General features: G+C 70.0%; 13 protein-coding genes. 5 read left to right on the top strand and 8 right to left on the bottom strand.

Annotation, left to right across the window (positions count from 1 at the left end; genetic code table 11):
* Positions 1-15: 15 nt before the first annotated feature.
* The 3 genes from ACFW48_RS13220 to ACFW48_RS13210 form a co-directional block, all read right to left on the bottom strand.
* Positions 16-1,107: a 5'/3'-nucleotidase SurE gene (locus tag ACFW48_RS13220; RefSeq protein WP_386313691.1), complete on the bottom strand. Its 1,092-nt coding sequence runs from the start codon at positions 1,105-1,107 to the stop codon at positions 16-18.
* 106 nt (positions 1,108-1,213) lie between these two features.
* Positions 1,214-2,995, bottom strand: coding sequence for a glycoside hydrolase family 3 protein (locus tag ACFW48_RS13215; protein ID WP_386313689.1), 1,782 nt, complete (start codon positions 2,993-2,995; stop codon positions 1,214-1,216).
* A gap of 49 nt (positions 2,996-3,044) precedes the next feature.
* Complete coding sequence (locus ACFW48_RS13210; protein WP_386313686.1) at positions 3,045-4,328, bottom strand: MFS transporter; 1,284 nt, start codon at positions 4,326-4,328, stop codon at positions 3,045-3,047.
* 260 nt (positions 4,329-4,588) lie between these two features.
* Between ACFW48_RS13210 and ACFW48_RS13205 the strand changes: the two genes are divergently transcribed.
* Together ACFW48_RS13205 and ACFW48_RS13200 are read left to right on the top strand one after the other, a co-directional pair.
* Complete coding sequence (locus ACFW48_RS13205) at positions 4,589-5,305, top strand: TetR family transcriptional regulator (protein WP_386313683.1); 717 nt, start codon at positions 4,589-4,591, stop codon at positions 5,303-5,305.
* Between the two features lie 384 nt (positions 5,306-5,689).
* Entirely contained in the window at positions 5,690-6,460 is a 771-nt protein-coding gene (locus ACFW48_RS13200) for a TrmB family transcriptional regulator (RefSeq protein ID WP_386313681.1), read from the top strand.
* 71 nt (positions 6,461-6,531) lie between these two features.
* Here the strand turns inward: ACFW48_RS13200 and ACFW48_RS13195 are convergent, their stop codons facing one another.
* The 4 genes from ACFW48_RS13195 to ACFW48_RS13180 form a co-directional block, all read right to left on the bottom strand.
* Complete coding sequence (locus ACFW48_RS13195; protein ID WP_386313678.1) at positions 6,532-6,954, bottom strand: hypothetical protein; 423 nt, start codon at positions 6,952-6,954, stop codon at positions 6,532-6,534.
* A 219-nt stretch (positions 6,955-7,173) separates the two neighbouring features.
* On the bottom strand, positions 7,174-7,854 hold the full coding sequence (locus ACFW48_RS13190; protein WP_386313675.1) for a cation transporter: 681 nt from the start codon (positions 7,852-7,854) through the stop codon (positions 7,174-7,176).
* Positions 7,855-8,190, bottom strand: coding sequence for an ArsR/SmtB family transcription factor (locus tag ACFW48_RS13185; protein ID WP_386313672.1), 336 nt, complete (start codon positions 8,188-8,190; stop codon positions 7,855-7,857). It abuts the gene before it with no gap.
* Between the two features lie 348 nt (positions 8,191-8,538).
* Entirely contained in the window at positions 8,539-9,129 is a 591-nt protein-coding gene (locus tag ACFW48_RS13180) for a TetR/AcrR family transcriptional regulator (protein WP_386313991.1), read from the bottom strand.
* An 88-nt stretch (positions 9,130-9,217) separates the two neighbouring features.
* Here ACFW48_RS13180 and ACFW48_RS13175 point away from each other — a divergent pair, with 88 nt between their 5' ends.
* The 3 genes from ACFW48_RS13175 to ACFW48_RS13165 all read left to right on the top strand — a co-directional run bounded on the left by ACFW48_RS13175 (position 9,218) and on the right by ACFW48_RS13165 (position 11,439).
* On the top strand, positions 9,218-9,787 hold the full coding sequence (locus ACFW48_RS13175; RefSeq protein WP_386313670.1) for a hypothetical protein: 570 nt from the start codon (positions 9,218-9,220) through the stop codon (positions 9,785-9,787).
* A 275-nt stretch (positions 9,788-10,062) separates the two neighbouring features.
* Complete coding sequence (locus tag ACFW48_RS13170) at positions 10,063-10,995, top strand: alpha/beta fold hydrolase (protein WP_386313988.1); 933 nt, start codon at positions 10,063-10,065, stop codon at positions 10,993-10,995.
* A 222-nt stretch (positions 10,996-11,217) separates the two neighbouring features.
* Positions 11,218-11,439: a hypothetical protein gene (locus ACFW48_RS13165; protein WP_386313667.1), complete on the top strand. Its 222-nt coding sequence runs from the start codon at positions 11,218-11,220 to the stop codon at positions 11,437-11,439.
* 191 nt (positions 11,440-11,630) lie between these two features.
* Here the strand turns inward: ACFW48_RS13165 and ACFW48_RS13160 are convergent, their stop codons facing one another.
* On the bottom strand, positions 11,631-13,463 hold the full coding sequence (locus tag ACFW48_RS13160; protein ID WP_386313665.1) for a cholesterol oxidase substrate-binding domain-containing protein: 1,833 nt from the start codon (positions 13,461-13,463) through the stop codon (positions 11,631-11,633).
* Positions 13,464-13,623 lie beyond the last annotated feature (160 nt).

Here is a 13,623-nt window from a genome sequence, read left to right as displayed (position 1 = left end):
TCCATGAAAGGCGGATCAGGAGCGGGGGGCGTTGTGCGTGACGTAGTGCCGCAGCCTGTTGAGCTCTCTCCTGCTCTCGGTCCGGACGCCGTAGGTGCGGTCGGCGGTGACCGGGGCGACGGTGATGTGGCCCTTCTTCAGCAGGGCGGTGGAGTCGGCGTTCCCGACGGTCTCGGTGCACCGGTCGCCAGGGCGGTTCTCGCACACGCCGAAGGTGATGTCGTAGCTGTCGTTGCCGGTGTGCGGCTGGAGCTGGTAGGCGTGCCAGACGACCTGGCCGTGTCCGATGTCCGTCCACTTCGGGCGCTTGGCCTGCCGGCCGGTGCTGACGTCCGGGTAGTCGACCTTTACCGCGAAGCGGTCGGTGAACAGGTCGCGGCTGCGCATCCCGGCGAGGAAGGCGGCGGCGAAACGGGCGTGCGCTCGGTAGTTGGCGACGGGGAAATACGTCTGGGAGGCGTCGCCCGAGGAGGAGAAGGCGACCGCGGGCACGCCCTGGTCGACCGCGGCGACGGCGGCGCCCACCGTGCCCGAGTCGTTGACCTGGGCGCTGACGTTGGGGCCGGAATTGATGCCGGTCACCACCAGGTCGGGGCCGTCCGTCCAGCCGGCCTTCGCGGCGAGGCCGGTGCGCAGGGCGAACTTGACGGTGTCGGCGGGGGTGGCGCTCGGGGTGTCGGCGGCGCAGGGGGCGTCGGAGAGACAGATCCCGTAGACGGGGGACCCGGACGGGGTGCCGGAGCAGTCGTTCTCGTAGTCCGCGGGCAGGTGGGTGCGCTCGGTGAGGGTGAGGGTGCCGCCGTTGGTGACGGCGGTGCCCTTGCCGGACTGGACCTGCCAGGGCGCCATGACGACGACGTCGGCTCCGGCGTCGCACAGTGCCTTGCGGATCTCGTACAGGCCGAGGCCGTCGGAGTGCGATGCCTCGGCGGCCCGCATGGAGTCGTCGTTGGACAGCAGCACGCGCAGGCCGGCCAGCGGCGGGGAGGAGCGGGCGTGGTCCTTCGACGCGGAGGGTGACGAGGTGTCGGCGGCGGCCACGCCGAGGGTCGACAGGACGGCACCGGTCACGGCGGCGACGAGGAGTTTGCGCGGGGTGAAGACCATGAGCGGATTCCTTCATGGGTGGGACGGGGACCATGGGTGGGACGGGGACCGGGGGCGGCGCCGGGTCAGGCGGCGCCGCCCCCGGTGGACTGAGCGGACCGATGGTTCAGAGGTCCAGGCCGGCTCCGTAGGGGAAGAGCGGGTCGTCGGTGTCGTGCGGCACGTCCGGACGGGAGCTTTCGACCGCGGCCATCGAGCGGGGCATCTCGAACGGCAGCCGTCCCTCGGCGCGGGCGCGGCCGAAGGCCACGTCCAGCAGCGCCGCGTCGCCCGCGCCGTAGTCGGCGATGAGCGCGGCGGCCCGTTCGGCGATCTCGGGGACGACGGCGGGCCGTTCGAGGTTGAGGAACACGACGGTCGGCACGGTGTCCAGCAGCCGCAGGACCGGCCCCAGCTCGTCCTCGTCGAAGTCCAGCCGTCCGGAGTGGAACAGTGACTCGAAGCGGTTGTCCCGCTGCTCGTACGGGGTGTGCAGCCGCAGTACGGCGAGGTCCGCGTCGGCCGGATCGCCGACCACGTCGCCGTAGCGTGCCGCGACGGTGGCGTCGACGCCCTCGGCGTACAGCTTCGGGCGTTCCGGGGTGACCGGGAGGGTCCGGTCGCGGTTGACCAGGACGGTCAGCGAGCGGCGCTGGGCGGCGTCTCCGGCGGCGCGGAACTCGCTGTCGCCGACGATCTCCTCGGCCAGGTCCGGGTCCACGTACGGGTTGTCGAAGAGGCCGAGCAGGAACTTCTCGCGCAGCAGGCGGCGTACGGAGACGTCGAGGCGCTCCTCGCTGATCCGGCCGGAACGCACGAGCTCGACCACGACCTCGGGGCATGCCTCGCCGCCGAACTGGTCGGCGCCCGCCTCGATGGCCTTCGCCGCGCGTGCGGCGACCGTGAGGTGCTCGATGCCCCAGGCGCGGGCCTGGTGCAGCTCACCGAAGATCTCCTGGTCGGTGAGCAGGCCCCAGTCGGTGCAGACGATGCCCTCGAATCCCAGCCGCTCGCGCAGCAGGCCGGTGACGACGCCGTGGTTGAAGCCGAAGCCGACCTCTTCCCAGTCGGTGCCGATGGGCTGCCCGTAGTACGGCATGATCTGCGAGGCGCCGGCGGCGATGGCGGCCTCGAACGGCTGGAGGTGGTGCTCGCGCATGCCGCCGGGGTAGATCTGCTCCTTGCCGTGCGCGAAGTGGGGGTCCTCGCCGTCCTTCTGGGGGCCGCCGCCGGGAAAGTGCTTGACCATGGTGGCCACGCTGTGCGGACCAAGCGTGTCCCCCTGGCCCTGGAAGCCGCGGATGTACGCCTGGACCAGCTCGCTCGTCAGGGTGGCGTCGGCGCCGAAGGTGCCCGCCTGGCGCGACCACCGGGGTTCGGTGGCGAGGTCGATCTGCGGGTGCAGGGCGACACGCAGGCCGACCGCCAGGTACTCGCGGCGGGCGATGTCGGCGAAGCGGTGGACGAGTTCGGGGTCGCGGACGGCGGCCAGGCCGGTCGGCTCGGGCCATGCGGAGAACGCCCCGGCGTTCATGGAGGCACCGATGTTGGCCGTGAAGGAGTGGCGGGGGTCGGTGGAGACGGTGACCGGAATGCCGAGGCGGGTGCCGGCGGCGAGTTCCTGGACGGTGTTGTGCCATTCCGCCATCTGCCGGGGCCCGGCCGTGCCGAAGAGGTTGAAGTGGCTCATGAGCTTGGTGCGGATCGCACCGCTGGTGTCCGCGGGGACGGGGCCCTCGTCACCGGCCTCGACGGGCCGGCCGTCGGGGTGCAGCGGCAGCATGGTGTGGAAGAGCAGGCCGGCCTTCTCCTCCAGGGTCATCCGGACGAGGAGGTCGGCGACTCGTTCGTCCACCGTGCGGGATGGGTCCTGGTACGGGTGGCCGTCGTTGCGTCGGGCGGGGGGCATGGGTTTCTCCTGGTAGCGGCGGGCGGGTGAGCCGGGGGCGCCGGCGCTGTCAGCGGACGCCGCGGATCGGGACGACGGCGAGGGCGCCCAGGACCGTGATCACGGCTCCGGTGACGAACAGCGCGGTGTAGCCGCCGAGCGAGGCGACGACCAGCGAGGCCATGAACGGGGCGATGATCTGGGGGCCGGCATTGGCCACGTTCAGGACGCCCATGTCGCGGGCGGCGTCGTCCGCGCTGGGCAGGACCAAGGTGACCAGCGCGGTGTCCACCGCCATGAAGCAGCCGAAGGACAGGCCGGTCAGGACGCAGAAGGCGAGCATGCCGGCCCAGGTCGGGGTGACGACCGGGATCACCATGCCGATCGCGGTGAAGACACAGGAGATCGCGATGAACGGCTTACGGCGGCCGATGCGATCGGAGAGCACACCGCCGACCACGGTGGACAGCAGCATGCAGACGGAGCCGAGCGGGGAGATGATCGCGACGGCGCCGGCCGGGGACAGCCCCTCGGGCAGATCGATGTGGTCCTGGAGGATGTACAGCTGGTAGAGGATGACGGCGAAGTAGCCGAGCATCATCAGGAACCGGCCGATGAAGGCCCACCGGAAGTCGTCCGCCTTCATGGCGGAGCCGAAAGCGGAGAGTTGGCGGCCCAGGGGCACCGTCTCGATCACGGGCAGCTTCTCTTCCCGGACCATGGCCGTGAACAGCGCCGCCGTCACGGCGATGACCGCGCCGAGGACGAGGTAACCGGTCCGCACGTCGTGGGGGACGAAGACCGTCGCGACCGTGACGCCGATGATCGAGCCGATCGGCATGCCGATGCCGACCATGGCGGAGGCGAGGCCGCGCCGCTCCATGGGCACCCGGTCGGGGACCACGGCGGTGATGGCGGCCTGGTAGACGTTCATCATCGCCTGGACCAGGCACCAGCCGATGGTGACCAGCAGGATGCTGCGCACCGCACCGAGCAGTGCGAGGGCACCCAGTGCTGCGAGTCCGCCGCCGAGGATCCACGGGTTGCGCCGTCGGGAGCGGTCGGACAGCAGTCCGGCCAGCGGATTGAAGAGGGTCGCGAACACGGCGGCGACGCCGGACACCAGTCCCAGGTTGGCGACCTTGTCCGCCGGATCCAGCGCCTCGATCTGGACGGGCAGCAGCACCTGGCCGACGCCCATGTAGACCATGAACATCGCCGTGTGACCGATGGCCAGCAGAGACAGGAGACCGCCCAGCGCCGTGGAGGTGCGCGGCGGCACCGACGCCTCGTCGGACTTCTCCGCGACCTCTCCCACAGGTGCGTCGTGCGCCTCGGGTCTGGAACTGCTCATATCCGGCCTCCTGGGTGGCGGCTCTCACGGGCGGAGATTCAGAGAGGGTGTCGCCGCCGGCGGTAGCGCGGGACGTGGGCGGCGCAGGCGGCTCGTGCTGCCGAACACCGGAATGTGTCGCTGACGCGGCGTCGGGGCGGCTCCCACGCCGTGTGGGCGAGCACAGGCAATCACGAAATCCGATTGGGTAGTAGGTTTTCAAAAAGTGGCTTGAATCACACTGCTATGGGTTGCCCCGGCGCTCGACTACGGTGATCAGCATGGATCGGACGAACAGCCGTCGGCGCGGAAGCGGCGCCATGGCGCGCGGCTCCTACGCCGTCGGTGACGAGCGCCGACGGCGCATCCTGGACGCAGCCGTGGAGCACTTCGCACAGTGGGGCTTCCATGCCTCCTCGCTCGCCCGGATCGCGAAGGACGTCGGTGTCACGCAAGGCGGCCTGCTGCACCATTTCCGCAGCAAGGAGGACCTGCTCGTCTCCGTCCTGGAGCGGAGCGAGGAGAACGACGTCGAGCAGTTCTTCTCCTCGGAGTTCGACTCCGCCGCGGACTGCTTCCTGCGTCTGATCGAGCTCGTCGACCACAACAGCCGCCGCCCCGGCCGCACTCGCATGTTCAACGCCCTGGTCGGCGAGTCCTGCGAACCCGGCCACCCCGCGCACGCCTTCTTCACCCGCCGCTACGGCAAAGTCGTCACGCACCTCTCCGGGACCCTCCGGGCCGCTGTCGACACGGGCGAGCTCCTCCCCCGCACCGACTGCGACGAGGTGACCCGGGAAGTCATGGCCGTCATGGACGGGATCCAGCTCCAGTGGGCCCTCAGCCCGGAGTCCACGGACATGGCGCAACGACTGCGCGCCTACCTGGACCGGCTGTACCGGTCGATCTCCACCACCAGCACGGACCTGCCGCCCACGGCGCCCCCCACCGGCGGCGGAGGTCAAGGTGGTGCGGCGGAGGCATTCAGCGGCAGGTAGTTCCTGAAAGCGGTGCGCCGGCGGCGGCCCCCACGGGGCGCGCGGACGGCACTGTCACGCGGACGAGCAGACCCCGGAGGGGTTCGCCTCTGCCGTGACGGCTCCGGGGTGCGCCCGGACGACTGAGCGGACGGTCGCGAGCCCGAGCGCGAGTCCGAGTCCGAGCACTCGCCTGCGAGGCCGACATCCTCTTCGCCGACGAGCCGACCGGCGGTCTCGGCCAGGAAACCGCGGTCGGGACGGATGCAACGGCCGCCCCGGTCGCGCCCGCGGCTCCTGTCGGCGGTCGGGCTCCAGACGGTAGACACCGCCCTGTTCGGTGCCGACGAACAGGGCGTCCCCGCCTCGCTCAACGCGGGTATCACGACACGCTGGAGGGACTACGTGCCCAAGCGGGTTGGCCAGGTCCACGGTGGCTTCGACGAGGACGCCTACCGGGGGTTGCTGCCCCGACGGGCGGCGGCTCCCGGCCAGCTCGCCACCGAACTGAACACGTCCGCGGCACGAGTCGCCCGTGCGCTCGGCCGGCTGCACGACCGCGGACTCGTCGGCCGCCTCTCCGGTCGCCGACTGCGCCATGCGACCATCGGCCCGCACCACACCGTGGACGCTCTGATCCGCTCCCGCAACGCCGAACTGGACCGTGTGCGCGGTGCCGCGAACCAGCCGGCCCGCCTGTTCGAAGCCGCTCAACACGGCGAAGCGGAGGAAGTGGAGATTACCCAAGGCAGCGAGGCCCTGGGCCGCTGGTTCGTGCGGCCTCAACAGGAAGCAAGAGAGGAGGTCTGCACCCTCGACCGGCCGCCCTACGCGCCCACCACTGCCAACCCCGTGGAGAAGACCGTCCTGGCCGAGGGCATGGTCTACCGCGCCGTCTACGCCCCCGAAGCACTGGAACGGCCCGGTGTCCTCGACGACATCAAACACCTGATGGATCAGGGTGAACAGGCACGGGTACTGCCCGGTCTGAGGGTGAAGCTCGCCGTCGCAGACCGCAGGCTGTCCCTCATGCCGCTCTCCCTGGACCTCACCGATGTCCGCGCGGCAACTCGGCGCCTCCAACCGCTTTCAGGCCGGCGTCATCACCGTCAGACGAGGCTGGCTGTGAGTGGCGCGGGGCGGGGGTACCGCACCTTTCTCCGTTGCTCCCACTGAAGGCCGACCGGGACACGCTCGATCCGATAGTCCTGAAGTGCCCGCAGTCCGCCGAGGGCTGCCGAGGTGGTTCACGGCAGTTCCAGGTCGGGGAGGGAGAGGAAGCGTGTGATCGCCTGCACAGCGCGTTCCTCGACGTTCTTGCGATCGAGGTCCGCAGCGGAGCCGACCAGATGGGCATCTGTGAAAGCAGGGAGCAGGAAGTCAGGCTCCTCCCCCACTCCGCGGCCGAGGTCCTCGAAGCTGACGCTCGTGTGCAGCCGTCCGTCACGGTAGTACTGGAAATCGGGGCCGTGAGCCTTCACCAGGCACGGCTCAGTCACGAACACGGCGAGTTCACTGCCAGGCAGGCTCAGTCGGCCGTACTTGGTGATGCTGTAATCGCCATCCTCCCAGCTGAGCATGGAGTGCATCATCAGGCTCCAGTCGGCGCCCTTGCCGTACGCGAGGGGCCGGCGAAACTGGCTGAGGAGCCCTCGCGTGATCGCGTCCAATCACATTCCCCGGAAGAAGACGACGTTGGTCTCCTCCTCCTTCGGGATCTGACCATGTATCCAGCCGAGCGGACCGTGTATCCAATGCGTCATGCTGCGCAACCTACGGGCTGGCACTGACACCGCTGTGCAGTTCGGTTCATGACCTGCAGTCCGGTCCGCGTTGGTGGGTCTGACTTGCTGGTCTGGACGGCGGTGACACCGCCGAAGGGCAGCGGCTCAGCAGCAGGAGCAGCCGTCGCCAGTGTCGGGCGCCATGGGGACGGTCGGCGCGCAGCAGCCTCTGCCCTGCCAGGCGTCCCGGCCCTCCTTGACGGCGATGGCCGCGATGACGAGGGCGGCGATCGGGTCAGCCCAGGACCAGCCCAGCAGCAGGTTGGCCAGCAGGCCGACCAGGAGAACGGCGGAGAGATAGGTGCACAGCAGGGTCTGCTTGGAGTCGGCGACCGCGGAGGCGGAGCCGAGCTCGCGGCCGGCCTTGCGCTGGGCTGCCGAGAGGAACGGCATGATCGCTAGGGACAGCGCGGCGAGGACGATACCGGGAATCGAGTGGTCGGCTTCGCCGGTGCCGGTTAGCGCCCGGAGGGAGTCGATGGTTACGTAGGCCGCAAGCGCGAAGAACGAGACGGCGATGATCCGCAGGGTGCGCTGCTCACGGGCTTGGCGGATGGCGGGGTCGTGCGCGGAGAACTGCCAGGCGACGGCTGTGGCGGAGGAGACCTCGATGACGGAGTCGAGTCCGAAGCCGACCAGGGCGGTGGACGAGGCCAGGGTGCCGGCGGTGATCGCGACCACGGCTTCGATGACGTTGTAGGCGATGGTCGCGGCGACGAGCAGGCGTATGCGCCGGGTGAGCGTGTCACGGCGGACAGAGCTGGGGCTGAGGGATATCGCGGTCATTCAGCAGCAGCCCTTCTTTTCCGCGTCCGAGCAGGTCTTGTCTGCCTCGACGGCGACGACGGCTGCCCGCAGGTCGTCGAGCGCGTGTCCCAGACGCTCGTCGGCGAGCTCGTAGCGTGTGCGTCGGCCGTCGGGAGCGGTGACGACCAGGCCGCAGTCGCGCAGGCAGGCCAGGTGGTTCGAAAGCCGGGTGCGGGAGATCTCCAGGGCGTCAGCGAGGTCGGCCGGGTAGGCGGGGGCCTGGCGGAGGGCGAGCAGAATTCGGCAGCGGATGGGGTCGGCGAGGGCGCGGCCGAACCGCGCCAGCACCTCGATGTCAGCAGCGAGCGTCAGCACGCCCTGAGAGTACATCGAAACCTGAATTCAGAAAACTGTGGATTATGAGCATCTGGCCACCTCGACAGCGTGGGCGTTGTTTTTCACGCTCCTGACGGGGCGCGGGCGGGCGAACCGGAGCAGCGACGGGGATGGGTGGCGGAACGAGCACGGCCACCTTCGCGGATCTTGAAGGGTGGAGAACTCCATGATCCACAGGGGGCCGTGTTCGCCTGCTTCCAGGGCTCATCACCGACGTCAACCAACAAGCTGGGACGAGCCGGGCGAACACCGGGCCCTGACGCGCACCCTGACGCATGTCGGGTTCCGCTCAGGCAGACGGCGAAGTCCGCTTTGCAGGGACAAATCTCAGTCGCTCGCGACGAGAGTCCGCGCAAGTGCGTCGATGGTCACGTCGACGATGGCGCGCAGTTGCTCCATGCTCGTTCCGGCTCTGCTCATGACGGCGAGGGACTGGTTCACGGCCGCAAGGTGGGTCGCGAAGGACTCGGCCGCCTCGTCGTGCAGTCGTGCGGCCTTCAGCGCGGCGCGTAGCCGGGCGTGCTGGAGGCCGATCGCCTCCCGTGCACGCGCCGCGACGCTCGCACTCAGCACTGGGGTTGCCATGACGGTTTGGGCCACCAGGCATCCGTCGGGCAGACCGGGGTCCGCGATGCGTTCCAGGGTGATGTCGAAGAACGCCCGCGCGGCTGCCAGGGGCCGGTCGGCGGCGCAGGACAACGCGGCGTCGTACTTGCCTCCGTAACGCGTGGTGTAGCGCTCCAGGCAGCGCATGAAGAGCGTGTCCTTGTCACCGAGGGAGGAGTAGATGGAGCTGCGGTTGAGTCCGGTCGCCCGGGACAGGTCGTCCACCGACGTGTCCGCGTAGCCGGCCCGCCAGAACTGGATCATCGCGGCATCGAGCGCCGTGCCGATGTCGAACTGCTTCTTGCCCGCCATGCCGGCACCTCCCTCCTGCTCTGCCTTCTTGGTGGAGACCATCCTCCCATCTTGAACTGACCAGTTCAAGATGGGTTAGGGTGAACGCGTGATCATGGCCGGATACCCCGCAGACCTCACAGCACAGCGACAGGCGCACCGCGTGCTCGCGGTCGGCACCATCGCGTTCGTCTACATCGTTGTCATGGCGGGCGGAACACTGACGATCCCCATGTACGTGCTGCGAGCCTCGCAATTCGGCTTCGGCCGCTCACCGCCGTTGTGTGCTGAGCGGCGTGGCGACCGGGCTCATCACCGCGACGGCAACGTCGGCGATGGCGGAACTCGTGCGCGGGCGCAGGACGGCAGCCGTGCTGAGCACCACGGCCACCATCGGCGGCCTAAGTCTCGGCGTCGTCGCCCGGTCTTTCCCAACGGAGCAAGCCGGGCGGGGGCGTTCGTCGCCAGCGGCGTGCTCGTCGCGGCCTCCTCGGGCGTCAACGGGTTCTTCTCCTCGCTGGCGCCTGCGTTCCTGCGCGAGGACCTGGGCGTGTCGGACTTCGCCGTCATCGGCGTGGCGTCGGCGCGCTGTTCATCGGCGCGCTGCTGGCGCGGATCGTCACGCCTTCGGTCCTTTCGCGACGCGACATCGGAACGGCCCTCCTGGCCGTGGAGATGATGGTCATCGAGGCCGCACTGTGGACCCACTCCGCGCCGCCTTTGATCGTCGGCCCTGTCTTCGCTGGCGCGGCGGTCGGAACGCTGTTCCGACATGGTCTGAGCGTTACCGACGCACAGGCCGTCGGGACACGGGGCTCCAGCACCATGCCCGCCGCGCTCGTCGCCGTCCACCGCGCTCGTGGGCCTCGCCTTCGGCCGACGGCACCGAATCAACCAGCGCACCTGACACCTTCAGCAGACCGTCAACACACCTCACACCAGTGGAGGAGAACCATGAATGACCCCGCAAGCGCCCCCCGCGTCTCCGCCAACCCGGTCCGCGACCTGCCGCTGCCCGACCTGGCCGGTTTCACCCACCGTTGGGTCGACGCCGACGGCGTCCGGCTTCACGCGGTTGAAGGCGGTCAGCCGGACGGTCCAGCCGTCGTGCTGCTCGCCGGGTTCCCGCAGACCTGGTGGGCATGGCGCAAGGTGATGCCGAACCTGGCCGACCGATTCCATGTCATCGCGCTCGACCTGCCGGGCCAGGGCCACTCCGAACGCCCGCACATCAGCTACGACACGCACACGGTCGCTGCGCACGTCCACGCCGCGGTCAAGGCGCTCGGAGTCTCGACATACTGGCTGGTCGCCCACGACATCGGCGCGTGGGTCGCCTTTTCCCTCGCCTTGAAGTACCAGAGCCAGTTGCGTGGCCTGGCACTGCTCGACGCCGGCATCCCGGGGATCACACTCCCTGACGCCATCCCGACCGACCCCGAACAGGCGTGGAGGACCTGGCACTTCGCCTTCCACCTCGTGCCCGGCCTGCCCGAGACACTGCTCGCTGGCCGCGAACGGGAGTACGTCGGCTGGTTCCTGAAGGTCAAGGCCCTCTCCTCCGACACCTTCGACGACGCCGAAATTGAGCAATACGCCGCGTCCGTGGCCGCCGGCGGCGGTCTCCGTGCATCCCTGGCCTACTACCGGGACGCCGCCGAGTCGGCGCGGAAGAACCACGAAGCGCTGGAACAACAGCGCCTGACGGTCCCGGTTCTCGGAGTCTCCAGCAGCCACGGCTCCATCCCCGACATGGCGGCTTCCATCAGGCCGTGGGCAGACCACGCCACCGGGACCGTCGTGCCGGACGCAGGACACTTCATCCCCGATGAACAGCCCGATGCCGTCGCTGCCGCGCTGACCGACTTCATCACCGAAGACGATTGAGACTGGGCGGCCTGGTCCGCCCTGCGGGGGTGACAAGCGTCGCCGAACTCGTCACGCAAGGCGCTCCAACCCCAGGGCCCCGGTGTTTGCCCGGCTCGTTCCAACTTGTTGGTTGACATCGGTGATGGGCCCGGGAAGCAGGCGGACATGGCCCACCGGGCTGCCGCCCGGGCCGATCTCTACTTTCGGTTGGGGTAGACAAGTTGGTCGCGGACTCGCCGGGTGACTGGGGCAGCCTCGTGGATTTGGCTGGAGGGCTACGGCACCGTCCACGGCCGGTACTCCGAGTACGGTCACCGCCGCGTCTTCCAGGAAAGCGGGACGCTGATCAACACACTGCTCTTCGCCACGGACGCCGGCGACGGAATCTGCAAGCGGATCAGCCAGGGCAACAACACCCCCGTGAGGGCACGGTCAAGGTTCGCCCCCACCCCGGCACGGTGACGTTGTCCGTCGCGCCTCGACAAGGCCGTTGCCGGTGGCGTCGGCGCCGACGTACACCAGCGCGCCGAGTCCGAGGACCGTCGGGTAGGCGCCGGCCCCGAGCCCTGCCGCCGTCCGAACGGGGCGTGCCGTCGGGACGGGCAGCAGCAATGCCGCCCCGGCGATCGTTGCCGGATCACCCGCCTGCCCGCTCAGCGCAGCAGTGCGTCTAGGAACGGGCTGGAGACCACGTGATGGGGGTCGAGCCGGTTCAGGATGGCGACCGCCTCGTCCCAGCCAGGACCGCCCCCGGCGCGGAGGGCGGCGGGGACGGCCCGCGTGAGGACGTCCGGGTCGGACCACGCGGCGGTGTCGGTGTAGGCCCAGCCCTTCGACCACTCCACACGTACCGTCGCCCGGTCCCCGTCCAGGGCCAGGAGGAACTGCTCGATGTCCCGGTAGAAGCGGTGCAGGGCGGGTGTGGTCGGCAAGGAGAGGACGTCGATCCACACGGCGGTGTCGACGTCCGGTCGGTCCGGGCGCGGCCGCAGGGCGGACAGCAACGGCGGCCGGGCGCCGGGGACGCCGCACACGGACGGGTCCTCCAGGCCGGTCACCCGAATCTCCACCTGGCCGTTGACCGGGTACTCGCCGCGTGCCGCGTACTCGGTGAGCAGCGTGCGGTAGAAGTCGGCGAACCGGCTGACCACCCACTGCAGATCGGCGCGGCGGGTGAGGACGGCATAGCCGTTGGCCGTCTCGCGCAGTGTGGTGGGCCGCACGTACTGCAGCAGGTTGCGGGAGGCTCCCCACAGGTCCGAGCGCAGCCCGCCCGCCAGCAGGTGGGTGAGCACGTCGCCGGTCAGCACGTCCCGCACGAGGGTTCCCGACAGCAGGACGTCGGTGATGTCACCGGTCAGCGCGACCTTGGCCAGCAGGTACTGGACCTGCCCGAAGAGCGGTGCGCTCGCCCAGGCTCCCGAGACCAGGGTTCCGGCGAGCCGGGCCACCGGCTCGGGAAGCGAGTCGGAGAACGGGTAGTTGTACGGCCCGTCGACCGCGCGGGCGGCGAACGGCCGGTCGGGGGCGACGCTCCAGACCTTCAGCCAGGGCTTGTCCGTGAACGCGAACCAGATCGCCTCGGCCCGGCCGGTCCTGTCCACGAAGTCGGCCAGGGTTCTGGTGCCGGACGGGGCACCGGGGGCGGCGAACAGTTCGGTGGCGGGGATGTCCAGGAAGGACCGGCAGCGCAGGTTGTGGTCGGCGCCCACTCGCAGCACGGCCTCGGTGACGAGCGAACGGCCGAGGTGGGTGAGGAGCGCGTCGCAGTCGGGATCGGCCCGGCCGACGGTCCGCAGGATGTACCGCCCGGCGTCGTCGTCCCAGACGACCGCGGTCAGCTCGGTGACCAGGTTGCTCAACGAGCCGTGGCCGTGGCCGGGTGACGGGTTCTCGCCGGTGGCGGGGAGGGCCGTACCGTGCGCGCCGATGGCCAGCGCGCCGCCGACCGACAGTTCCCCGGGTGCCGGTGCGGAGACGACCCCGTGTCCGTGCCCGCCGGCGAACGCGAGGAGCCTCTCCAGCGAGGCCCCGGCCTGGACCCGGACCAGGGCCGACCCGTCGGCGTCCTGTCGCTCGAGCGACATTCCGGTGAGGTGAGCGGTGGTGTCCACCAGGACGACCCGGGCCGCGGCGGGTGTGCCGTCGGCCACCGTGAGGGGAGCCCAGCCATGCCGCTTGCCCTGGGCGCGTACCGTCCAGCCGGCACCGTGGGCCCAGTTCACGACGTCGAGCACGTCCTGCGGGGTGTGTGGCGCGCACGTCCACAACTGGTCGGCGCGGATCTCGCCGGACCAGTTCTCGTAGACGCGCCGATAGACGTCGATCCCGGCCGGGAAGCCGGACGGCGACGGCGCGTCGGCGTAGGCGCTGCCTGGCCGGACCACCCCGCGCAGCAGCCAGACCGCGCCGCCCGCGGCGACTGACGACGCGAGCAACCTGCGCCGCGACAGCCCGCCGCCCTGAACCGAAGATTCGTCCGTCATCCCCGAGCACCTCCCCTGGTCCCGCCTCAACCCCGAACCGGCCCGGCCGGGCCGACCGAGCACGCACGCACGCACGCACGCACGCTAACCAGTAACCAGGAACCCTGTAGTCATATGGTCGTTCGATCTACGCGATCGAGTGAATGTCCCGCGAATCGCC

This window comes from Streptomyces sp. NPDC058812 (assembly GCF_042744565.1).
Taxonomy (GTDB): Bacteria; Actinomycetota; Actinomycetes; order Streptomycetales; family Streptomycetaceae; genus Streptomyces; species Streptomyces thinghirensis.
The sequence above is the reverse complement of the archived record's forward strand: the minus strand, read 5'-3'. Positions and strand labels throughout refer to the sequence as shown.